This is a genomic window from Nocardia sp. NPDC001965, assembly GCF_053594175.1.
This window is the reverse complement of sequence record NZ_JBSFDZ010000001.1, coordinates 765162-786920: the sequence shown is the minus strand read 5'-3', so window position 1 is coordinate 786920 and position 21759 is coordinate 765162. Positions and strand designations below refer to the sequence as shown.

23 protein-coding genes are annotated in these 21759 nt (G+C 68.5%); 5 read left to right on the top strand and 18 right to left on the bottom strand.

Features of this window, described 5'->3' with window-relative positions:
- Positions 1-94: 94 nt before the first annotated feature.
- The 8 genes from ACWCPQ_RS03570 to ACWCPQ_RS03535 all read right to left on the bottom strand — a co-directional run bounded on the left by ACWCPQ_RS03570 (position 95) and on the right by ACWCPQ_RS03535 (position 7902).
- A complete protein-coding gene (locus tag ACWCPQ_RS03570) occupies positions 95-946 on the bottom strand; it encodes a mycofactocin-coupled SDR family oxidoreductase (protein WP_449894211.1) in 852 nt (283 codons plus the stop codon).
- A complete protein-coding gene (locus tag ACWCPQ_RS03565) occupies positions 939-2558 on the bottom strand; it encodes a class I adenylate-forming enzyme family protein (RefSeq protein ID WP_449894209.1) in 1620 nt (539 codons plus the stop codon). Before ACWCPQ_RS03565 ends, ACWCPQ_RS03570 begins: the two co-directional genes overlap by 8 nt.
- The gene (locus tag ACWCPQ_RS03560) at positions 2558-3259 is read right to left on the bottom strand and encodes an ABC transporter ATP-binding protein (RefSeq protein WP_449894207.1); all 702 of its coding nucleotides are present in this window, start codon (positions 3257-3259) and stop codon (positions 2558-2560) included. Before ACWCPQ_RS03560 ends, ACWCPQ_RS03565 begins: the two co-directional genes overlap by 1 nt.
- Positions 3256-4056, bottom strand: coding sequence for an ABC transporter ATP-binding protein (locus ACWCPQ_RS03555; protein WP_449894205.1), 801 nt, complete (start codon positions 4054-4056; stop codon positions 3256-3258). Before ACWCPQ_RS03555 ends, ACWCPQ_RS03560 begins: the two co-directional genes overlap by 4 nt.
- Positions 4053-5045 (bottom strand): branched-chain amino acid ABC transporter permease, encoded by a 993-nt coding sequence (locus ACWCPQ_RS03550; RefSeq protein WP_449894203.1) that lies wholly within the window; start codon positions 5043-5045, stop codon positions 4053-4055. Before ACWCPQ_RS03550 ends, ACWCPQ_RS03555 begins: the two co-directional genes overlap by 4 nt.
- Positions 5045-5920: a branched-chain amino acid ABC transporter permease gene (locus ACWCPQ_RS03545; protein ID WP_449894201.1), complete on the bottom strand. Its 876-nt coding sequence runs from the start codon at positions 5918-5920 to the stop codon at positions 5045-5047. The genes ACWCPQ_RS03550 and ACWCPQ_RS03545 overlap by 1 nt, the downstream gene beginning before the upstream one ends.
- On the bottom strand, positions 5917-7119 hold the full coding sequence (locus ACWCPQ_RS03540) for an ABC transporter substrate-binding protein (RefSeq protein WP_449894199.1): 1203 nt from the start codon (positions 7117-7119) through the stop codon (positions 5917-5919). The genes ACWCPQ_RS03545 and ACWCPQ_RS03540 overlap by 4 nt, the downstream gene beginning before the upstream one ends.
- A 105-nt stretch (positions 7120-7224) precedes the next feature.
- Complete coding sequence (locus ACWCPQ_RS03535; RefSeq protein ID WP_449894197.1) at positions 7225-7902, bottom strand: TetR/AcrR family transcriptional regulator; 678 nt, start codon at positions 7900-7902, stop codon at positions 7225-7227.
- Positions 7903-8254: 352 nt separating this feature from the next.
- Here ACWCPQ_RS03535 and ACWCPQ_RS03530 point away from each other — a divergent pair, with 352 nt between their 5' ends.
- Complete coding sequence (locus tag ACWCPQ_RS03530; protein ID WP_449894195.1) at positions 8255-9559, top strand: cytochrome P450; 1305 nt, start codon at positions 8255-8257, stop codon at positions 9557-9559.
- 200 nt (positions 9560-9759) lie between these two features.
- On the opposite strand, the gene ACWCPQ_RS03525 is transcribed toward ACWCPQ_RS03530, so the two are convergent.
- A complete protein-coding gene (locus ACWCPQ_RS03525; protein WP_449894193.1) occupies positions 9760-10122 on the bottom strand; it encodes a cupin domain-containing protein in 363 nt (120 codons plus the stop codon).
- 367 nt (positions 10123-10489) lie between these two features.
- On the opposite strand from ACWCPQ_RS03525, the gene ACWCPQ_RS03520 reads away from it, so the two are divergent.
- Together ACWCPQ_RS03520 and ACWCPQ_RS03515 are read left to right on the top strand one after the other, a co-directional pair.
- Positions 10490-10930, top strand: coding sequence for a hypothetical protein (locus ACWCPQ_RS03520; protein WP_449894191.1), 441 nt, complete (start codon positions 10490-10492; stop codon positions 10928-10930).
- The gene (locus ACWCPQ_RS03515; protein ID WP_449894189.1) at positions 10927-11355 is read left to right on the top strand and encodes a hypothetical protein; all 429 of its coding nucleotides are present in this window, start codon (positions 10927-10929) and stop codon (positions 11353-11355) included. The genes ACWCPQ_RS03520 and ACWCPQ_RS03515 overlap by 4 nt, the downstream gene beginning before the upstream one ends.
- 101 nt (positions 11356-11456) lie before the next feature.
- On the opposite strand, the gene ACWCPQ_RS03510 is transcribed toward ACWCPQ_RS03515, so the two are convergent.
- The 3 genes from ACWCPQ_RS03510 to ACWCPQ_RS03500 all read right to left on the bottom strand — a co-directional run bounded on the left by ACWCPQ_RS03510 (position 11457) and on the right by ACWCPQ_RS03500 (position 14196).
- The gene (locus tag ACWCPQ_RS03510) at positions 11457-11816 is read right to left on the bottom strand and encodes a hypothetical protein (RefSeq protein ID WP_449894187.1); all 360 of its coding nucleotides are present in this window, start codon (positions 11814-11816) and stop codon (positions 11457-11459) included.
- A 387-nt stretch (positions 11817-12203) separates the two neighbouring features.
- Complete coding sequence (locus tag ACWCPQ_RS03505; RefSeq protein WP_449894186.1) at positions 12204-13373, bottom strand: phage tail tip lysozyme; 1170 nt, start codon at positions 13371-13373, stop codon at positions 12204-12206.
- Between the two features lie 130 nt (positions 13374-13503).
- On the bottom strand, positions 13504-14196 hold the full coding sequence (locus ACWCPQ_RS03500) for a PhzF family phenazine biosynthesis protein (protein WP_449894184.1): 693 nt from the start codon (positions 14194-14196) through the stop codon (positions 13504-13506).
- A 155-nt stretch (positions 14197-14351) separates the two neighbouring features.
- On the opposite strand from ACWCPQ_RS03500, the gene ACWCPQ_RS03495 reads away from it, so the two are divergent.
- A complete protein-coding gene (locus ACWCPQ_RS03495) occupies positions 14352-15044 on the top strand; it encodes a DUF3159 domain-containing protein (RefSeq protein ID WP_449894182.1) in 693 nt (230 codons plus the stop codon).
- Between the two features lie 124 nt (positions 15045-15168).
- On the opposite strand, the gene ACWCPQ_RS03490 is transcribed toward ACWCPQ_RS03495, so the two are convergent.
- The 3 genes from ACWCPQ_RS03490 to ACWCPQ_RS03480 all read right to left on the bottom strand — a co-directional run bounded on the left by ACWCPQ_RS03490 (position 15169) and on the right by ACWCPQ_RS03480 (position 17227).
- Positions 15169-15471: a hypothetical protein gene (locus ACWCPQ_RS03490; RefSeq protein ID WP_449894180.1), complete on the bottom strand. Its 303-nt coding sequence runs from the start codon at positions 15469-15471 to the stop codon at positions 15169-15171.
- A gap of 74 nt (positions 15472-15545) precedes the next feature.
- Positions 15546-16559 (bottom strand): HEAT repeat domain-containing protein, encoded by a 1014-nt coding sequence (locus ACWCPQ_RS03485; protein ID WP_449894178.1) that lies wholly within the window; start codon positions 16557-16559, stop codon positions 15546-15548.
- On the bottom strand, positions 16553-17227 hold the full coding sequence (locus ACWCPQ_RS03480) for a HEAT repeat domain-containing protein (protein WP_449894424.1): 675 nt from the start codon (positions 17225-17227) through the stop codon (positions 16553-16555). The genes ACWCPQ_RS03485 and ACWCPQ_RS03480 overlap by 7 nt, the downstream gene beginning before the upstream one ends.
- 273 nt (positions 17228-17500) lie before the next feature.
- On the opposite strand from ACWCPQ_RS03480, the gene ACWCPQ_RS03475 reads away from it, so the two are divergent.
- Positions 17501-18316, top strand: coding sequence for an SAM-dependent methyltransferase (locus ACWCPQ_RS03475; protein ID WP_449894177.1), 816 nt, complete (start codon positions 17501-17503; stop codon positions 18314-18316).
- A 26-nt stretch (positions 18317-18342) separates the two neighbouring features.
- Here ACWCPQ_RS03475 and ACWCPQ_RS03470 read toward each other — a convergent pair whose 3' ends face one another.
- The 3 genes from ACWCPQ_RS03470 to ACWCPQ_RS03460 all read right to left on the bottom strand — a co-directional run bounded on the left by ACWCPQ_RS03470 (position 18343) and on the right by ACWCPQ_RS03460 (position 21719).
- On the bottom strand, positions 18343-19749 hold the full coding sequence (locus ACWCPQ_RS03470) for a DUF4153 domain-containing protein (RefSeq protein ID WP_449894174.1): 1407 nt from the start codon (positions 19747-19749) through the stop codon (positions 18343-18345).
- Between the two features lie 177 nt (positions 19750-19926).
- Positions 19927-21021 carry an ATP-binding protein gene (locus tag ACWCPQ_RS03465; protein ID WP_449894172.1) on the bottom strand — a complete coding sequence of 365 codons (1095 nt, stop codon included), beginning with the start codon at positions 21019-21021 and terminating at the stop codon, positions 19927-19929.
- Positions 21018-21719, bottom strand: a complete 702-nt coding sequence (locus ACWCPQ_RS03460; protein ID WP_449894170.1) for a response regulator transcription factor — start codon at positions 21717-21719, stop codon at positions 21018-21020. The genes ACWCPQ_RS03465 and ACWCPQ_RS03460 overlap by 4 nt, the downstream gene beginning before the upstream one ends.
- Between the last annotated feature and the right edge of the window lie 40 nt (positions 21720-21759).

Here is a 21759-nt window from a genome sequence, read left to right as displayed (position 1 = left end):
CCCATCGGGACCCGGTGGGTCGCCGGAGCCTCGCCCGGCGCCGAGCGAGCGGGGCGGCCGCGCCGGACCGGCCGTGGTTCGGTGCGGACCGGTGTCACGGCATCCGAGCGGTCACTCCGAGCCCCACGTCCAGAACCGATCCGGTGACATATCGCCCGGATCCACCGACGAGATGGCCGACCGCATCGGCGATCGCTTCCGGTGGGCACCACGGGATCCGCATGGGGCTCATCCGCGCGTAGCGTTCCTCGACGTCTTCGCGTGCGGGGTTGTCGAGATCGGGAGCGAACAGCGAATACAGGGCCGGATTGTGCAGCATCGGCGTATCCACATTGGTGGGGCACACGACATTGGCTGTCACACCGCGATCCGCGTACTCGAGAGCGACGGATTTGATCAGGCCGATCACGCCCCATTTGGACGCGGAGTAGTGGGCGAGGTTCGGGGTTCCCTGGCGGCCGCTCATCGACGAGATGGCGACGATCCGGCCCGATCCGGCGGTGCGCATATGGGGTAGTACCGCCCGGACGCAGTCGAAGGTCCCGGTCAGGTTCGTGGCGAGCATATCGGCCCACATGGCGTCGGTGAGTTCGGTGACCGGGGCGAATCCGACGATGCCGGCGCAGGTGACGAGCACGTCGATACCGCCGGACTCCGCGGCGACGGCGTCGGCGAAGGATGTCACGGCAGCGGAGTCCCGGACGTCGAGGACGGACGCGTGGCATACGCCGCCGTCGCTCTCGATCAGCCGGGCCGTTTCGGCGAGATCGTCCCGTGTCGCCAGCGGGTAGGGGGCGGTGTCACCGGGCGCGCAGAGATCGGTGATCCGGATCGTGGCACCGCGCCGGGCGAGCATCCGCGCCACGGCGCGACCCTGCCCGCGCGCGGCACCGGTCACGATCGCGGTGCGGCCGCCGAGGTCGCCGCCGGTCGTATCGTCACCCATCGTCGTCTCCTTCGCCGAGTTCGATCATCTGCTTGACCTGTGCCTTCGCGATCTTCCCGCCCGGCGCCAGCGGCATCCGGTCGAATACTCGCAGCCGTTCCGGTAGGTACTCCCGGGTGATCCCCTGCGCTCGGAGCCACGCGTTCAACTCCGCGAGTGTCAGCCGATCGCAACCCTGGGCCAAGGTGACCGCCGCACACAGCCGTTCGCCGAAGATCGGGTCCGGCACCCCGACCGCGGCGACCATCTGCACCGACGGGTGTTCCCGGACGAAATCCTCCACCTCGAGCGCGGAGATGTTCTTGCCGCCGCGAATGATCAGATCCGCCAGCCGGCCCACCACCCGTAACCGGTCGGTGGCATCGACCTCGACGATATCGCCGAGCAGGATCCACCCGTCCTCGGTGAACAGTTCGGCGTTCGCCGCGTCGTCGTTCCAATACCCGGGGGACATGAGGGGTCCACGCACCGCCGGTTGCCCACGCCGGACACCCGGGCCGCCGTCGCCCGTGCCGTCGTCGAGGATCCGGACGTTCATCGCGCCGATGAGATGTCCGCCGGTGCCGAGCCGGGTCTCTCGGTCGTCGCCGATTGTGGTGGCGCTCGCGGCCCCGGTTTCGTTCGAACCGTAGAACTGCAGGACCAGCGCGCCCGTGGCTTCTTCGAAACGCGCTGCCTCGGCGTAGGGTACGGCTTCTCCGCCGGTGAACATGACCCGCAACGCGTCGGCGCGCGCCACCGCCCGGTCCGGCAGTTGCAGCATCATCCGGAATTGAGTACTGACACAGGCGAGGATCGTCGCCCGGTGCTCGGCCATCAGGTCGATGGCGATCGCGGGATCGAACCGCTGCATCACCAACGCCGGGCGGCCGAGCAACGCGGGCAGGAAATGCGAGGTCCAGAGCCCGAAACCGAACGGCGCGGGAACGAACGCGGCAACGACCTCCTGCGGGTGCATGGCGGCATTACGGCAGGCGATCGCCGCGAAAGCGTTCCACCTCCGCTGCGTCTGCATGACCAGTTTCGGCCGGCCGGTGGTCCCCGAGGTGCTGTTCAGCAGACAGATGTCGTCCACCGAGAATTCCGGCGCACTCCCGGGGGCGCTCTGGCCGGGTTCGGTCACGCCGGTGCTGACCGTGGTGACGCCGGTACCGTCGATCAGCACGAGATGGCCGGGAGTGGCGTCGCGCGTACCCAGTTCGCGTAGCAGGTCCGAGACCGCACGCCCCCGGTTGTCGCTGGTGGTCACCAGTACGGTCGCACCGGACGCGGACATGAGATGAGCGAGTTCCGCCGGCCCGGACCGCGCCCCGACGGCGACGGCCAGTACCCCGGCCCGATAGGCGCCGACCAGCGCGGCATGGAACTCCACTGTATCGGGCAGATACACCGCCGCCGCGGGAACGTTCCCGAGCGCACGCAGCGCCGCGCCGACCCGGTCGGCGAGCCGGTCGTATCCGGCCCAGGTGGTGGTCCCGGACGGACTGATATAGGCGGGATCGCCGCCGCGGGTAGTCGCCCACTGCCGGACCAGATCACTGACGGAGTAGCCGGTGAATGCCTCCGGGTCCGCGGTGAACCCGGCGATATCGGCTCGGTGCGTTCCTGGCATCACAGGGCTTCCTCGAGCATCCCCATGGATGCCCGGTAGGCGGTGGCGAGATCGTCGGCGCCGTTCTCCGGTTCCGACAGGGATCCGCGGATCATGACGTATCCGCGGTCGACGATCCGGGACACCCGGTGCAGTGCCGGTTCGGCGACGAGGACGGTGATCCCCGAATCCGCCAGTTCGCGGACGTGGTCGAGGAGCTCCCCGGAGATCTTGGGCGAGAGCCCGGTGGTCATCTCGTCGAGCAGCAGTGCGCGCGGTGTGCCCAGCAGCGCCCGGGCCAGCAGCAGCATCTGTTGTTCGCCGCCGGAGAGGACGCCGGCGAGTTGCCGCGAGCGGGTCGCGAGGATCGGGAACCGTTCGAACGCCGGACCGAGAGCGTCGTTCCGGGCACCGAGCAGCCGCGCCCCGATCTCCAGGTTCTCCCGCACGGTGAGTCGCGGGAACAGTTGCCGTCCCTGTGGAACGAACGCGATTCCGGCGCGCAGCCGCTGCTGCGCCGGAGCCCTGCCGAGCTCGGTGCCGCCGACGGTCACCGCGCCGGTGGCCGGTGTGCTGCCGAACAGGGCGGAGAGCAGACTCGACTTTCCCGCACCGTTGGGCCCCACTACGGCGGTGACCTCCCCGGCGCGCGCCTCGAGTGCCACATCACGGACCGCTACCGCGCTGCCGTACCGGACGGTGAGTCCCTGGGTGGTGATCAACGAGCCTCCTCGGTCGCAGTGGTGCCGAAGTAGACGGATCGCATCTCGGCGCTGCGCATACAGTCGTGCGGGGTGCCGGTGAAGGCCACCGCGCCGTCGGCGAGCAGAACCACCGCATCGGCGAGTTCGGCGATCAGATCGACATTGTGATCGATCAGCACCACCGAGCGTCCCGCGGCACGGACCTGGCGGACGGCGTGTGAGATCGCCGCGATCCCTTCGGTATCGGAGCCGGCGAACGGCTCGTCCAGGAGCAGCACCCGGGGTTCGGCGGCCATCGCGCGGGCGATCTCGACGAGCCGCTGGGAACCGAGGCCGAGACTGCCGGTGGGTATCGGCTCGGTGGTGACTCCGTACTCCCGGGCGACCGCCGCCGCCTTGTCGAGTACGGCCCGGGGAGTTCCGGCGAAACCGCGCAGCAGGGCGCGCACGGAGGCGCCGTAGGACCCGATGGACCGGCCGACGATACCGGGCACGATGTTCTCGACCGGTGTCAGTTCCAGTGCCAGCTGGGGATGCTGGAAGGTGCGGGCGAGTCCGGCCCGGGCCCGCACCTCGGGTCCCGGACGCAGCATCCGGCCCGCCAGTTCGACCGCACCCGCGCTGGGGGATTGTGTGCCGACGATGCAGTCGACCAGCGTGGTCTTGCCGGCGCCGTTGGGGCCCACCAGGCCGAGGACGCTGCCCGCGGGAAGTTCGAAGCTCACATCGTCGACCGCGGTGACACCGCCGTAGTGTTTGCTCAGCCCGGTGACCGACAGCAGGGCCGGGGAAGTGCGGGAGGACATCGTCGTCATCTCCTGTCCTGATTCCGGGACGATCGCAGTCGCCGGGTGATCCGGTGCGTCCAGCCGATGACGCCGCCGGGTGCGAGCAGCAGGACCGCCAGTACGACCACCGCCAGCAACAACTCACCCGATCCTTGATAACCGGGCATGTTCAGCGTGACCCCCACGACGATCAGTGCGCCGAGCGGAGCACCCCACGCCGAGCCGCGGCCGCCGATGATCGGCATGAAGATCGCGAGGAACACCAGGTCCAAGCCGAAGGTCTCCGGCGTCACCGCCTGGACGGATACGGTGAACAGGGCGCCGCCGGTGGCGGCGATCGCCGCGCCGACGGCGAGCGCCACCACGGTCAGATGTGTCGGCGAGATGCCCGTGGACTGCACCGCCGGTGCGTTCTCCCGGGCGGCCGAGAGCGAGAGTCCCCAGGCGGACCGGCGCAACCGGTCGATCAGTACCGCTACCGCGCAGACGAATACGACGGCCGCCACCACCTGTGCGTAACGCGGCGGATCCCAGCCGAACAGCGACGGCACCGGAATTCCCGAGATGCCCGAAGCGCCACCGGTGATCGTGGCGGCGTCGCCGAGCCAGTGCTCGAATGCGATGGCGAAGAGCAGGGTGACCGCGGCCAGATAGAAGCCGGACAGTTTCCTGGTCGATATCGCGAGCACCAGGGCGACCGCTCCGGCGACGAGTGCTCCGGCGAGCCAGCCCCACCAGGGCGACAGGCCCCGGTCGACCGAGAGGTAGGCCACCGCGTACGCGCCGATGGCGGCATAGGCGCTGTAGGCCATGGACAGTGAGCCGGCCAGCACGAACGGCAGGTACATACCCAGGGCGACCAGCGCGTAGGTGGCGGCCAGGAAGACGAGGTCCTGGCGGTACAGGCTGGGACCCATCCAGAGCAGTACCCCGGCGACGACGGCGAGGCAGATACCCAGTTCCCCGGCCACGGTGCGGAGGGCGGGTCTGGTGGTCGTGATCACGGCGGCGGTCATCACACCCGGACCTTTCGCTGGAACAGGCCTTCGGGCCGGAAGGCGAAGAACACGAGGGCGACGAGGAATATCGCGACCGAGCTCCCGGTCGCCCCGAAATAGAAACTGCCGAACACCTGGACCCAGCCGAGCGCGAGTCCGCCGATCAGCGGCGCCCATGGTTTGCCGGTGCCGCCGACGACGAGGGCGAGGAATCCGGTGAGTGTCCAGGACAGACCGCTGGTGAACTGCGCGCCCGATTTGGCCGCGAAGACGATCCCGGCGATCCCGGCGACGGCTCCCGAGATACCGAACGCCCACAGCCGGACCCGTCCGACGTTCACGCCGATCATGCGGGCGGCTTCGCGATTGTCCCCGACGGCCCGCAGGAGCCGGCCTGTGGTGGTGGTTCGCAGCCAGAGGACCGTGGCGAGGAGCACCATCGCGGTGGCCGCGATGATGATGGCCGTCGTGCCCTGAACCGATACCGAGCCCACCCGGAAGTCGGGTATCGGCAGCAGGTTCGCCACCGATACCGGAGTCCGGCCGAAGATCGTGCCGGCCAGTTGCTGGATGGCGAACAAGGTCGCGGTGACGGCGACCAGGGCGGGGAGTTCGGCTCCGCCCGACCGCCGCTGCACCGGCCGGACCACGACGAGCTCGGTCAGCAGCGATATACCCACTGCCAGTGCGATTCCCGACAGCGCACCGAGCAGGATGGGTACTCCCCAGTGCGCGGCCGCGTACCCGGCGAGCAGGGCGGCGGCCATCGCGTACGGGCCGGCGGCGAAGTTGAAGAACGACGCGCCGACCACCACCAGATAGATCGACAGGGCGACGAGGGCGAAGAAGCAGCCGATCTCGGCCGCGGCGAGCCACAGTTGCGGGTCACTCATCGACCGGCCCCCTTCGGTGTGCACTCCGGCTGGTACTCCGCCCAGGGGCCGGTGGGAACGTTGTGGGCGCCGAATTCGATGAGCACCAGCCCGCAGGCCGAATCGGGAGCGATGTGATCGTCCGGTGTGAACGACAGGGTGAGCGGCGCCTGGCCGAAACTCGCCGGGAGACCGCGGATCTGCTGCACGGCCTCGTTGAGGCGGTGCCGATCGGTGTGGGTGCCCGCGAGTTCGATGGCCCGCGCGAGCAGCATCACCGAATCGTAGGCCTGGGCGTCGTAGGCAGTCAGCGAGTAGTCGGGTCCCTTCACGGTGCGCAACCAGTCCTGCAGGGCCGCGGTGCGTGGATTGTCGTCGCTCAGGCTCCCCATGTAGATCAGGCCGTCGAGCGAACCGGGCGCGGCGAGCTTCCACGACTGCGGTTGATTACCGATCGAGGCCAGCGAGAACCGCTGGAGTCCGGGGGCCAGCCGGTGGACGGTGTTCTGCGCGAGCAGTTCGAAATTCCCGCCGACGCTGGCGACGAGCACCACATCGGGATCGCTGTCGAGAAGCCGGCTCACCCCGGCGGTGAGATCGGCGGTGTCCACCGCGGCCTTCTGGGTGCCGACGACGTCGACGCACTCGTTGAGCTTCGGGGAGAGTGTCGCCAGGATCCCGGCGATCGCGGGACTGGAATCTGCGAGTACGCCGAGCCGCTTCTTGCCCTGGGCCGCGAAGGCGCCGCAGTAGACATCGGCGTACTGGGCCAGGGGATTGGGCACCATGTACGCGAATTCGTTGCCCGGCGGGCCGGCGACCGCGTCGGTCAGCGCGGTGGGGGCGATCGTGACGACTTCGGTGGACTGCGAAATCTGTTTGGCCTGCAGCGCCGACCCGCTGCCGGTCGCGAGGATGACGGCGGAGGCGCCCTGGTCGACCAGCTTCCGGATGATCGAGGGCGTATTCGTCGGACTGCTCTCGTCGTTCTCCACGACCAGCCGGACCGGTTTGCCGCCGATCCCGCCCTCGGCGTTGAGCCGATCCACCGTGGCGCGGACCGTATCACCGGCGATCGTCGAATAGGACGCTCCCGGCCCGGTCGAATCCTCGTCCATACCGATGACGATGTATTCGTCCACCGGTTCGCGGACCTGGGCACATGCCGCGGGCATCAGCGCCGCGGCCAGTACCCAGGCAAGAACCCGGGCACGTCTCATGGGACCACCACCAATCAAGCGAACGCTTGGCAGTAGCCAAGCGAATGCTCGATAGTGTGGCCTGCGCCACTGTGGCTGTCAATGGGTTGCCCGGTGCCCGGCCCTTCACGAATCGCTGAGCAGGGCGTTCGTCAACTCTTCGAGCCGCCGCTCGATCCGGTCCAGCCGATCGGTGAGGGCCGGATCGTCGCCGCGCCCGTCGCCGCGCGCGTCCGGGGCGGCGCCGCCGTCGACGAATGCCGCGACCACGGTGTCGGTCACCTCGTCACGCCGCTCGGCGAGGTGGTCCCGGTGATAGCGAATCGACCACCAGACGCTTTCGCGCAACATCCGCGCGAACTCCACCGGATCCAGCCCGGCGCGGAGTTCACCGCACGCACTCGCCCGGGTCGCCGCATCGATCCAGAAGGTATGGGCCGCACGGACGGCGTCGGCGATCTCGTCGGGTGCGCCGGGGCCGTGATAGGCCTTCTCGTTCTGGTAGATCTCGGTCGCGTACGGATGCGCCTCGGCGATCTCGATCGACGAATGGACCAGCGCGCGCAACTCCTCACGCATCCCGTTGACATGGGGGAGCACCGATCGGTAGCGGGCATTCAGATCCGTGAGGAAATCGCTGAGTATCGCGAAGGCGATCGCGTCCTTGGACGGGAAATGATGGTAGAGACTGCCGGACAGCATGCCCACGCCCTCGGCGATATCCCGGACACTGGTGCCCGCCACTCCGTTCTCGACGAAGAGCTCCGCGGCTACGCTTTTGATCTGGTCTCGGCGGTTACCCACGTGCTAATGCATACCCTCGGCATCGACCGCTGTCGAGAAACCGGGCCCGCGGGGCCGGTGGGCGCCGGACGGTATGCCGGGTGCCCGCGCCGCGGTCACCCTCGTCCGTGTGCCGGTTTCCGGCGCGAGATAACAACGGCCGCGGCGCGATCCACGAAGCATGCGTGCGCGAGGCCGATCTCGTTCCGGCCCCGGCGATTCGGTGCACTCCGAGCCGGATCGCGGCCGCGCGCAGGCCCGGCCGGCGCTCGGCCCGCCGCGGCAGACCGGAGATCCGCTCCGGCGGCCTCCGCGTGGACTGTGATATCCGTAACGTCCGAAGGGTATGACGGTTCGACGATGGAGGGGCTCGATGAAACCGCAGTACGTGTATCGCTGGGTCAACAATCATGCGTTGATCATCCTGTTCAAGAAGGTCCGGCTCCGGCGCGGTGATCTGTTCGCCCGGTTGAACTGCGGCGCCGAGGGAATCGAGAACCCGTATCCGCTGATCGAGGAGATGCGCGGGGACGGCGGGCTGCGCCGGACACTGCCGGTCTGGACGGCCTTCGATCACGAACTCGTTCGGGAAATACTGCGCGACAACCGTTTCGGTGTCGGCATCCCGACCGTGTTCGGTGCGCCGCCACCACTGAGACGCGCACTGGAACGCCGGCCACTGCCACCGAATCCAGTGGACGCGCCGTCGATGCTGGTGCTCGATCAGCCCGAGCACACCCGCATGCGCAAACCGGTGACCACCGCCTTCACTCCGCGCGCCGTCGCCAGGCTGCGCGACCGGATCGAGACGGTCACCGCGGAACTTCTCGCCGCCCTCCCCGACAACGGGCCCACCGATCTGGTGGCCCGGTACGCGGCGCAATTGCCCATCGCCATCATTTCGGAAATGCTCGGTTTCCCGGACGCCGACCGGGAGATGTTCCTGCGCTGGGGCGACGACATCAGTCCGCTGCTTGATCTCGGCATTTCCTGGCGGACGCACCAGCGGGCGATGGAATCCTCCGAGCGGGTGCACCGGTACCTGATCGAGCACATCGAACGCCTGCGCGCCGAACCCGGCGACGATGTGCTCAGCAGTCTGGTCACCGCGGGCGACCTGTCCACCCACGAACTGTGCGCATCGGCGACCCTGCTGATGGCGGCAGGTTTCGAAACCACGGTCAACCTGATCGGCAAGGGCATCGTCCGGCTGCTCGCCCACCCCGATCAGCTGGACCGCTTGCGCGCCGAACCGGAGCTCTGGCCCAACGCGGTGGAGGAGATCCTGCGGATCGACCCGCCGGTGCAGTCCACCGGGCGGACCACGCGGACCGCACTGGAAATCGGCGGTGTCCGGCTGCGCGAGGGGTCGACCGTGGTGCTGTCGCTGGCCGGAGCGAACCGGGACCCCGCGGTGTTCCCCGATCCGGCCCGTTTCGATATCACCCGCGACAATGCCAAGAACCACCTGTCCTTCAGCAGCGGTATCCACGTATGTCTCGGCGCGGGCCTAGCCCGGATGGAAGCGGTGCACGCCCTGCGCGGCCTGTTCGAGACCTTCCCGGATCTGCGGTTGACCGGTCCGCCGGTCCGGCGGCCGCTGTTCACCCTCCACGGCTACGAGCATCTGCCGGCGCATACGGGTCCGCGTGTTCGCAGCCAGCAGCCCGCCGGCTGAGATACCGAGGGCATGCCGGCGTGCCCGGGTCGGGTCGCGTGGGCTGTGGTGAACCGGCGATGCCGACGGTCTTATCCGAAGACGTTCCTCCGCGCTACTGCGGGAACTGCCGGGGCGGTAGGTGCGACCGGCGGGGGCCCCGAGACGAGCCCCGGTCTCGGTGCCGTCACCGGCGGCGGTCGACCGGACCGCAGGTAGGTTCACCGTTGGGCGTAGTCCGCGGACCCCTGCCAGTCGATCATGACGCAGGGTTCGTCGCCGACCGTCCACGCGTCGTGCCCGGGCGGGACGATCATGAAATCGCCGGGTCCGTACTCCTGTTTCTCGCCGTCGTCCATCGCGACCATCAGATGTCCCGAAACGCAATATCCCGTATGGGCCGCCTGGCAGCTGTCGGTCTGCGCAATCGGGCGGACATGCTCCGACCAGCGCCAGCCGGGTTCGAAAACCGCCCGTCCCACTACACCGGCGTCGATGTTGACGACGTCGATCCTGCCGCTGTTCCCTTCGAACGGACGGGTCTCCTCTGGTGAATCGAAATTCTTTCGTACCAAACCGGACATGATCGTTCTCCTGGTACTGCCGTGCTCTGCTCCTGCTGGATCGGCATCCCGGCCCCCGCGCTGTCCGGAACGATCCGGACGCGCCCTGGCTGTTCGTCGTGCCCGGGGGCGCGACCGCTGGCTCTGATGTGGTGTGGGTCACATTTTAGTGAGCGGGTGTGATGGCGGCAAGGTTCCCGGTGCCGTCCCGGTCCTCACTCGGTCGGCCGGATTCCATCGCCCGGTCGCACGATGACCTGGCCGGTGCGAAGCTGGATCGATGCAGCCCTGGTTGTTGTTGCCGTCGAATCCGCGCAGAAGAGTCGACCGTGGTGTCATAGCGTCACTACTCCGGAAATGTGCGGTGCGCGGCTGCCGGATGTGAAAGATGGGACAGGCCGGCCTGCTCGAATCCGTCTCGCGGCGTTTGGCAGTGGGTCTTGTGGAGACAGCCGAACGGATCGCGCAATCGCAGGTGCTTCTGTATCCGACCACCGGTAACTTGATGCGTGAAGGTGCGCACCTGCTCGAGCATCGCGGCGGCATGCACGTTCTCTGGGAAGTGCCGAGCGGTGGAATTCCCTCGCGGCCGAATCGGCTCGAAATGCTGAGCTACAGAACGGATGCGGCCGAATCGACCATGGCCGGACGCCGGTTGACCACCGATATCGATTTCACCGGTGATATGCGCAGAGACGTCCGCGAGGCCGCGAGCGCTTCCATTCGGAAGATGCGCTCGACCGATGGGAGATCCAACATCCGGATTCCCCCGACGGCTCGGACGGCAGGAACGAGCGGGCCGGATAGAGCGCAGACGGCCCAGGAATGATCCAGCAATTCGTCGAGTCGGGATCCGCGCGAGGGGTCGCGGAGTACGACGACGGCCACCAGCAGCAAGTTGCCGTGCTCGACTACATCATGGGCAATTTGGACCGGCGCGCGGCGAACTACCGCACCGTGTATCACGCCGACGGTACGTTCGATCTGCTCGCCATCGACCACGGCCGTGCTTTTCCCGAATCGCTCGATCCGCTGAAGGTGCCGATGAAATCCGATTTCCTCGCAGCCTGGGCGGGTAAGAGCGAGGAATTGCGGCCGGAGGTCTTGGCGGCTCTCGATCGGGTGGACGCCGCTCGGCTGCACATCGCGCTCTCCGATACGGGAATGAGTGAAAACGCGGTTCAGGGTGCCCTCGAACGTCTTCGGTACTTGCGCGAACTCCGCAGGATACCTAACTATGTACCGCACGACTGATTTGGGCGCGTCCTGCTGCCGTTGACCGGTATGGTCCGCCGCTACCGGCCGGGCAGGCAATGGAGCGACGGCGGTGATGATGCGCGGACCGCCGCTTCCGGTCAGGAGTGGGCGAAGGGGAATTGCTCGTAGAGCGCGCCACCGAATCTCAGCGCGGGGTGCTCACGTATGCGACGGCCGTAGGTCCGGTCACCGGCGAGCATGGTGTACTCGGTGAGATCTCGCTCCACCACACCGGCCGTATGCGCGAGATATACGTCGAATCCGGGATACATCAGACCGATAAAGGGCAGATCGTCGAAATCGATGGCGAGGAAGGAATATTCGCTGAGTGAATCGGGTTCGCCCACCGCCAGGATGCGCCGGGAATCGGAGCCGCCGGGGAGCAGGAAACATTCGCCGAACCGCTCGGCGAAGGGCAGGAATTCGGCCTCCCAGTGCCCGCCCATCTCGTCGGCCACGATGCGGTGCAGCGGGAGCGGGGTGAGATTGCCGTCGGTATCGAACCAGCCGTACTGTGCCAGCAGTCCGGTGTCGAAGGCGAGCCAGGCCCGCAGGCTCGGTGAGAGGGCGCGTCCCGGTAAATGTCAACTCCGACAACCGATCCGGTGCGATCGGCGCGATGTCACCGTCGGCCCATGGGATGGAAGCGTAGGAAAGTACGGCGGCACTCGGATCGGCGCGCACCCGTTCCAGGACGCGTTCGGTGAGCGGTACTCCGTGAGCCGGATCGACCGGGTCTGTCGACATGCCGGGAAGATACTCGCGCGCACCGACCGGAATTCACCGTCCGTGGTGCGTGGTTTGCCGGGCAGGGGTGCTGGAATGTGTGCGGCCGCAGCTCCCGGTCAGGCGCTGACGGTCTGATGCGCCCGCCAGTCCTCCAGGTACTGGTTCGCGTAGCCCACCCGCTTCTCCCGAAGCTCCCCGGAACTGATCTCGTATTTCGCGTCGAACGCTCTCGCCACCTCGGCGGCATCCTTCGAATTGCTGTTGATGAGGTTCTCGGCGTCCTGGTAGGAAGAGTTCCCGCGCAACTCCTGGACCATGTAGTCGAGGTGGGTCCGCCAGTTGTCCTTGCTCCGCGGCGGCAGATTCGGATCTTGATTCGGGTCCGGCTTGCTCGCGAAGTCCTGGAATGCGGCCCACCGCCCGTGGCGCCACTGGAACAGGCCGTGGGCGGACCCGCCGTCACCCACGGCGCCCAAGTCGAAGCCGGGCGCCTCGACCTGGGCATTACCGATGATTCCGGCTGCCTGCTCGGGGGTGAAGCCGTATCTGTTGATGAGGTAGTCCATCATCTCCCGGGCCCTCTTCAGCTCATCGGCGCCGGAGACCGGTGCGCTGGCGATCTGAGTCGCGTTGGAAGACCAAGGAGTGGAACTACTGTAACCGGAGCCGCCGCCGCCGTTGTACGGCACCTGCTGGACACCGCCGGTGCCGCGCATGGGGTTGACGGTCGGATCGTCGCCGGTGATGGTGATCGCCGCGGCCGCCGCCTGGTCCGACACTCCGTGAACCTGTTTGTAGGTCGTGTTCAACGTGTCCCAGACCCCGGTGAACACTTTGTCCACGAGGTGCTGGGCCACCCGGTGATGCTCTTTGCCTTCTTTGTCGGTCCAGGTGTGGGCTGTCCAGGTGGCGTCGATCTTCTCGTTCAGTTCCCCCACCGAGGTGTCGATGGCATCGTAGGCATCCGTCACGATCTCGCCGATACCCGAGGTTTTCACGACAATGCCGTCGTCTTTGCTCGTGTAGGTCGACTTGACTTCCTCGACGTCCTTTTTGTGCTTGTCGTACTCTTCGAGCATCGTCGACTGGTCCTCGGGCTTCTCGATTCCCTGCTCGCGCAGCAGTTTGCGCAGGTCGGGTGCCTTGGACGGTTTGCCGGAGCCCAGCAGCTCGACCTGTTCCTGGATGACGCCCTCGGCCACACCGACCAGAGCGATCAGTCCGGGCGGTGCGCAGTCCGGGAGTTTGTGCAGATCGCCCAGCCGTTTGGTGCCGTCGGGGCTCATGGACGCCTCGCTCTCACCTCGGCAGACAGTGTCGATACCCGTTGATTATCGGATGTTCCCGAGTATGGGAACGTGGTCGTCGCCCGGAAATATGTGGTGAAGCCGCGGGGTCCGGGCTCCGGGGGGATGGTCAGAGAACGACGGGATGGTCGGGGACCACGCGTCCGCCCAGGTCGACCCAGCCGCCCGGGTCGTGCCGGGTGAACAGTTGCGAACCCTGCCCCTGCGTGATGTCCAGGTCGCGTTCGAGCCGGGCGGTGAGGGCGATGGCGGCCGCGCCGGTGGCCTCGTCCTCCGCGATCCCCATCGCGGGTGCGAACATACGGGAACGCACGGTGCCGCGCGCGCGGTCGGTCCAGGCCCAGACATAGTGCTGTCCGCTGTCGAAATCTGCGGGGTGCAGGGTGCGCAGCAGTTCGAGATCGTCGAATTCGTGGAAGGTGAAATCGGGCGCCCAGTCCGCTCGGGCGCGCACCCAGGTGAGGCCGTCGGCCGTGTCGACGGCCACCGGGCCGGCCGGCACCTCGAGGGTGGTGACCGGAGTGCCCTGATCCGCCAGCCACCAGGCTGTCCCGACAGTGGGATGACCGGCGAAGGGGAGTTCGATGGCGGGGGTGTAGATCCGCATCCGGGCGATATCGCCGGTCGGATTCTCGACGACGACGGTCTCGCTGTAGCCGAGCCGGGCGGCCAGTTCCTGGTGATCGACACCGGCCACGTCACCGCCGCGCGCGATGCCGAGTGCGTTGCCCCACTGCCCGGCGGCATCGGTGAAGACCCGGACTACCTCGACCTGCGTACCACCTTCTTCGTCAGGATTCACGAGGGCGAGCCTACTCGGCTGTATCACTCCCCTTCGCGACCGCGGAGGACGGCCGCGCGCCGTTGCGGCTGCCGGGGTTTCCTGCCGGACTTGAGTGTGCCGTTGCGGCATGGTTTTTCATGGATTCGAGCTCGAAAACCACATGGGAGGACGGGATGACCATGACGGAGCAGCACACCGACCGGACGGAGACCGAGGCGGCGGTGCCGGTCGCGGAGCCGGCCGCCGAAACCGCCACCGCCGCGCCGAAGCCGACCCTGCTGGACCAGATGGGCGGCCCGATGGGCTTCGTGTATTCGACCCTGCCGGTCGTGGTGTTCGTGGCCGCCAACGCGGTGTCACCGCTGGCGCCGACGATCGGGATCTCACTCGCGGTCGGGGTGGCGCTCACCGTGTTCCGGCTGGTTCGCGGGGAGCGGTTCTCCTCCGCCATCGGCGGGCTGCTCGGTATCGGGGTCGCCGTGGGGATCGTCGCCTGGACCGGTTCGGCGAAGGATTTCTTCGTGCTCGGCATCTGGGTGGCGCTGGCGGGGTTCGTCGTCACATTCGGTTCGGCGTTGATCCGGCGGCCACTGACGGGTGTGGTCTGGAATCTGGTGCACGGCGGTGCGCGGAACTGGCGCGCCGACCCGGTGGCATTGCGCGCGCACGATATAGCCACCCTGGCCGTAGCGGCGATGTTCGGCGCCCGGTTCGTCGTCAAGGAGTGGTTGTACCTGGCCGACTCGACGACCTGGCTGGCGGTCGCCAAGATCGCGATGGGAACGCCGCTGACGGTGCTGGCCGCACTGGTGGTGCTGTGGGCGTTCCGGCAGACCACCAAGCGTCTGGTCACCCAGGACGGATGAGTGCCGGGCGGGTGCGGGCCGGCCACTACAGTGGCCGGCCCGCACCCGCTTGTTCCGATTCCGTGTGTGGCCGACCGGACTGCGATCGTCCGGGTGAAGTGTGGCGGGACGGGGCCCGGCGGGCTCAGGCGCCGAGCATTCGGATCTCGGTATTGAGCTCGGCGGCCTGCACGGTGAGCGCCCGGTCGTCGGATGCCGCGCCGATCCGCTCGGCGAGCGCGGCGCGGGTGACGACGGGCAGCTCTCGTGCCGCGGCATCGGGATCGGTCTCGATCCGGATCTGCCCCGCGTCCAGTACCAGCGTGGCCTGCGGGTCGTCGGTGTCGAGGAGGCGGCGTAGATCGGCGGGGGTGACCTGGGTGTGGGGTGGCACCGGTTCGCTCGCGGCGGCCGGTGTGGTGCCGGGTGTGGGGTTGTCGGTGTCCATGGCCCCCGGTTGCCCAGCCGGACCGTGTGGAAACCTGCCCGAGGCGGCCCGCCGGCGCCGCGGTGCCGGCGGGCTCAGTCGCCCGGAGCCGCTTCGAACATCCCGGTGAACGCCGAGGCGACCAGGGCGACCGCCGGGTCGGGATCCTCGGTCAACGGGCGCAGACCGGCCAAGGCGACGGCCCGCGGCATCTCGGCGAAAGCCTGCGCCACACGGATCCGTACCACGGTATCGGCGGTGTGCGCGGTGAGCACGGCGGCGAGTGCGCTCGATATCCGGTCCGCCTGCTCTGGGTTCGTCGCCAGGAAACCGAGGATCTCGGCGGCCTCCACATCCTGCGTTCCCTCGGTCACCATCTCGACGAGCACCGGGACGGCCGTCGGATCGCCCTGGCCGCCGACGGCGAGGGCGGCATGCCGGCGTACCGTTGCGTCCGCGTTCCCGAGTGCCCGGACCAGGATCGCCCTCGCTTCGTCACCGGGTATCTCGGTGAGAGCGAGTACCGCGCGCTGCCGTATCTCGGCGTCTTCCGAGGACAATCCGGCCGCCACGCGCGCGACACCGTCGGCGCCCGCCCGCGCGAGAGCCCAGCGCAGGGCACCCGCGACATTGGGATCGGACTCGGTGAGCACCGCCCCGGCCAGGACATCGGTGGCGATCGGCGTATCTTCTGTCGAGGTCAGGACGGTTTGCTGCCGCCGCGCGGCGTTCGGCGAGCCGAGTCCGTGCAGCAGTTCGACGATACGCAGCACATCCTGCCAGCCCGTCGGCTCCGCGGCATCGACCGTCCGGAGCCGGTCGAGCAGCTCCCGCTCACGCCGGAGCCGGTCCTCGGTCTGCCGGATGAGATCGCTCACCAGCTCCGACGGTGCGAAAGCCGGATCCCGCAGCGCATGTCCGACCTGGCGCAGCGACAAGCCCAGCGACCGCAGGCTCTCCACATGGAAGATACGCCGGATGTCCTCGGTCGTGTACTCGCGATAGCCGCCCACGGTGCGGCCGGTCGGCCGCACCAGCCCGAGGGTGTCGTAATGCCGGAGCATCCGGGTGCTCACCCCCGAGCGATGTGCGACCTCACCGATCAGCATGCGGTGTCCCCGGCGGGTTCCGGTCCGAGCGCGACGATCCGCTTCGCTTCGTCGACGCCCGGGTCGAACGCGGCCTCCGGATCGTGCAGCAGCTGTACGGTGGCCCGGGCGTGGGCCCGCACCGCCGGATCGGCAGCGGTCAGCGCCGTGTGCAGGACGGGCTCGATCCGCTCGCCGAGCGCGACCAGCGCCCGGCTGAGACTCAGCCGCAGCGTCCGGTCACCGCGACCGAGCTGGGTGGCCAATTCCGCGGCCAGGCCGACAACCTGTCCGGGAGGAACGAGGACGACGGCAGCACGCCACGCGCTCCGGGCGACCTCGTCGTCGGCGTCGCGCAACAGCGACCGGGTGATCGCGGGCCAGACGGCGCTGTCGCCGATCTTGGACAGGGTGTGCAGCGCCTGGCTGCGCGCCTGGGCGCGTTCGGACCGCAGTTCCGCGCACAAGGCGGGGACCGTGATCTCCGCCGGCATACGGGTCAGCGCCCAGGTGAGCATGTCGCGGACGAAGAAATCCGGTTCGATCGCGCACCGCGCCAGGAGCGCGACGGTGAGACCGGGGTCGGGATTCGTGCCCGCCGCCAGGGCGGCCTGGAGCCGGATCGACGAATTCGCGGCACCGAGGGCGTCGAGCAGTCGCGGGGTCGATGAATCGGGTGACGAGTTGATGGGGACCACCTCCTCCGCTCAGTGAAGACCTTGTCACAGTGTCAAGGTCAAATGTGTGAGGTGGCGCGGCTCGCGCTACGACCGCCGACCGTGTCGCCGAAGCGAGGGGAGGTCACCGGCACCGGCCCGGCAGACCGCGGCCGGAAACGAATCGGTGTGGTGGAGACAGGGCCCATCTGCACCGTATCGATCCGCCGGAACGTGCCGGGCAGCTCTCATGGATGCGGTATACCTGCGGGAGTACCGATTTCGACGTCCCTAGGAGAATTCGCCGTGTCCGACGGCTCCATCGACCTTCGCACCGGTGTGGCGCACCCGGCCCGCATGTACGACTACTTTCTCGGCGGCAAGGACTCCTATGAAGCCGACCGGGCCGCCGCGGAACAGGCGCTACGGGATTTTCCGGCGGTCCGGCTGACCGCCCGGACGAACCGCGAGTTCATGCGGCACGCCACGCGCTACCTCACCGAACAGGGTGTCCGCCAGTTCCTCGATATCGGCACCGGTATCCCGACCGAGCCGAACCTGCACCAGGTGGCCCAGGACCTGGCACCGGACGCACGAGTGGTGTACGTCGACAACGACCCGATCGTGCTGGCGCACGCCCGGGCCTTGCTGGTGAGTTCCGAACTGGGCCGCACCACCTATATCCAGGCCGATGCCGGCGACCCCGCGTCGATTCTCGCCGCCCCGGAACTGCGGGAGACGCTGGACTTCTCGGAGCCGGTGGCGGTATCGCTCATGGCACTCCTGCATTTCGTGCCCGGCGATGTGTACGACATCGTGAACACCTTGATGGCGCCACTGGCACCGGGTTCCTATCTGGCGATGTCGCATGTGACGACCGAGTTCGACAACGGGCCCGACGATCCCGACGGTATGGCGCGGTTGTTGCAGGTCTACGTGGACCGGGGGATTCCGGTGCGGCCGCGCACCCGGGCCGAGGTCGCGCGGTTCTTCGAACAGCTGGAGCTGGTGGAGCCCGGCGTCGAGGTGATCCATCGGTGGCGCAACAGCGGGATCGAGCATCCGCCGAGCCACGACAAGAAGGTGTCGCTCTACGGCGCGGTGGGCCGTAAGACCGGGTAGCCGCGGCCGGAACCCGTTGCGACCGGTCATCGCGCCCGGGCGCGGGCGAGGTTCCAGCTGTTCCAGGTGTCGTCGTCGAGCCGGAGGTGGTCACGGAGGTCGACGCGCAGTGCGGCGGGCAGGCGATCGATCGCGGGAACGATATCGGCGGACAGGCCGGCGAGGTAGTCGAGATCGATCTCCTCGCCGCGTTCCCAGCGGTCGATGTTCTCGCGCGCGATCAGCCCTTCGGGGTTCAGGGCGGACAGTGCCAGCAGTGCGGCCACGGCGGTTCCGGCGGCGGCCCGGGGCAGCCAGGCCGATTCCAGGCGCGATACGGCGACGATCACCAGGATGTACACGATGCCGAGCCAGAGTTCACAGGTCCCGACCAGCAGGCGGAGCACGGTGAACCCGTACGCCTCCTGGTAGGTCCACATGCGGCCGAGGGCGGAGGCGACCATCACCAGGGTGAGCACGCTGACGGCGGACAGCAGTCCGCGCAGCCACCGGCGGTCGGCGGCCGAATCCCGGGCGGCGCGCTGCAATACGAAAAGGATGACGGCGAGAGTGAGCACGGTGACCGTGGACAGTTGCCAGAATCCGCTGCGCGCGTATTCGGCGTAGGTGAGGCCCGCGGTGCGCTGCACATACCCGTCGCCGCCGAACAGGGCCATCAGTTGCGCGCCGACGAAGGCCGCGAACACCGACGCGAGCGCCCCGACCGGCAGACCCCATTCCCACCGGGTCAGCGTCCGGACGCGACTACCGGCCGGCCGATCCGTTTCGGACCCGGCGAGCAGATATACGGCGCTGAGACTGCCGACGCCCGCGAGCAGGAACACCACGGTCCAGCGAACGACGGTGCCACCGTCCATCCGCGGCACCAGTGCTTCGACCAGTGCGGCGAAGGTGGCATCGGCTCCGGCCAGCAACGGTACGAACACCGCCAGCAACCCCATCGTGACGGCGCCGGATACAGCGAGGCGCCGCGGGCGATCTCCGGTGCCGTGCCGTAACCCGGTCTGCGCCGTGTAGACCCATGCGAGGGCACCGCCCGAAGCGAGTGGAACCGCCGCCGCGTCGCGGAGCATTCCCCGCGTGGATCGCCGGCCCACCACCGCCAGCGACCCGGCCACGGCGGCCGCGACTACGCAGAGGGCGAACAACCATCCGGCGGCGCGGAAGGTACCGACCGCCAGCAATGCCGATGCCGCGACGGCCCACCACAACCGTTCCCGATCGATCCGTGGGCCGACAGTGTCCGAGCCGGCGGACCGTCCGGCCCGGCGGCGGACGACGATCACCGCGCCCGCGACGGCGGCACCGGCCGGCAGCCAGCCGATTCCGGGGCGATCCACGGGAACGGCGGCGGCCGCGACCAGTCCGGCGATCACCGCCGCGGTCAGGGCACCCGGCTGATACGCCACCCGGTGCCATCTGGGCGGCTCCACCGGCGACTGCGTTCGAACCGCGTCTCCCGAGGCTTCCGGACCGGCGGGTGCTGTCTTTTCCACGCGTTCGGTCGCAGTGGTTTCCGGGGCTGATGGTTCGGGCACGGTCGGCCTCCTGAGGGTGTGCGGTATCGCCCCTGGAGCCGATCGGCAGCCGGGGTCGAGGGAGTGGGCAGGTCAGTGGGTGTGGATCTCGGTGGCCGGCAGTGTCACCCGGATCCGCGAGCCGGGATCGATGACAGCGATACGGCCGCGGTGCAGGTCTATCACCCAGCGCGCGATGGCGAGACCCAGTCCGGTGCCGCCACCGTCGGTACGGCCGCCACGGGTGAAACGGTCGAATATGTGCTCGCGTTGGGCATGGGGGATGCCGGGGCCGTCGTCGTCGACATCGATGACGGCGTCGTCGCCCACCAGCCTGGCGTGGAGGCGGACCTCGCCGCCGGCCGGCCCGTGCCGGGCGGCGTTGTCCAGCAGATTCAGCAGGACTTGGTGCAGGCGGGCCCGGTCGGCGTACACGGTGGCGGTGGTGGGGTCGACCATGCTCCGGAAGCGGACGGCACGGCCCGAACCGGCCGTCGTCACCTCGGCCTCGGCCACGACTTCGGCGAACAGTGCGGCGATTGCGAACTCTTCACGTTCCAGGGGTACCGCACCCGCCTCGATACTGGACAGGTCGAGGAGTTCGGCGACGAGGCGGCCGAGCCGGTCGGTCTGGGCGAGTGCGGTTTCCAGCGTGCCCGGATCGGGCTGGGACACGCCGTCCACCAGGTTCTCCAATACGGCGTGCAGCGCGGCAATCGGTGTGCGCAACTCGTGCGAGACATTGGCGATCAGCTCACGCCGTTGCCGGTCCGCGGCGGCGAGGTCGGCGGCCATCCGGTTGAACGCCTCGGCCAGCTGCCCGACCTCGTCGCGCGAAGTGGCGCGGACCCTGCTCGTATAGTCACCCTGCGCCATCCGCCGGGCCGCCGCGGTCATCTCCCGCAATGGCATGGTGATCCCGTGCGCCAGGAATTGGGAGGACACCAGCGCGATCACCATGGCGGCCAGCGTCGTCGTCGGCGGCAGCCAGCCGATCCGCAGCCGGAACCAGCCGAAGGCGATCCCGCCGGCGAAGGTCATCAATACGGCCAGCTTCAGTTTGACGGAACGGATCCGGTCCAGCGGGCGGGGGAGTACTGCCGCCAGCCGCTGCGATGCCCGCTGTGCCGCGCGGACGAGTCCGGCACGAGAATCGGTTCCGGCGGGTGCGGCGATCCGGTCGCTCATCGTGTCTCCAGGGCATAACCCACACGGTGGACGGTCCGGATCAGGTCGGCACCGAGTTTCCGGCGCAGTGCCTTGATATGGCTGTCGACCGCGCGAGTGCCCGCGGCATCGGCCCAGTCCCATACCTCCTCGAGCAGGCGTTCGCGAGCGAGGACCGCCCGGGGCCGTCGGGCCAGACTGGAGAGCAGATCGAACTCCAGCGGGGTGAGCTGCGCTTCGACACCGCCGCGCCAGACCCGGCGCTGGTCGGCATCGATCCGCAGATCGCCGACGACGGTGACAGCGCCGTTGTGCGCGACCGCGCGATCGACCCGGCGCAACAGGGCGTGCACGCGCGCGGTGAGAACCCGCAGCGAGAACGGTTTGGTCAGATAGTCGTCGGCGCCGACGCCGAGCCCGACCAGTTGATCGGTTTCGTCGGTGCGTGCCGTGAGCATCAGCACCGGTACCGAACGTCGGGCCTGGATCCGCCGGCACACCTCCAGTCCGTCGTACCCGGGCAGCATGACATCGAGGACGACGAGATCGGGATCGAAGGTGCTCGCGACTGTCACGGCGGCGGGCCCGTCGTGCGCTGTATCGACGGTGAACCCTTCGGCGCGCAGCCGTGCGGCCACCGATTCGGCGATCGTGGGTTCGTCGTCCACGACCAGGATCCGCCGCGCCGTCGCTCCCCCTGCCGGTGCGTTCTGTTCCATGCTCGGGGAGCCTAGCCAGTGCGTGTGAAGAGAACGGGCG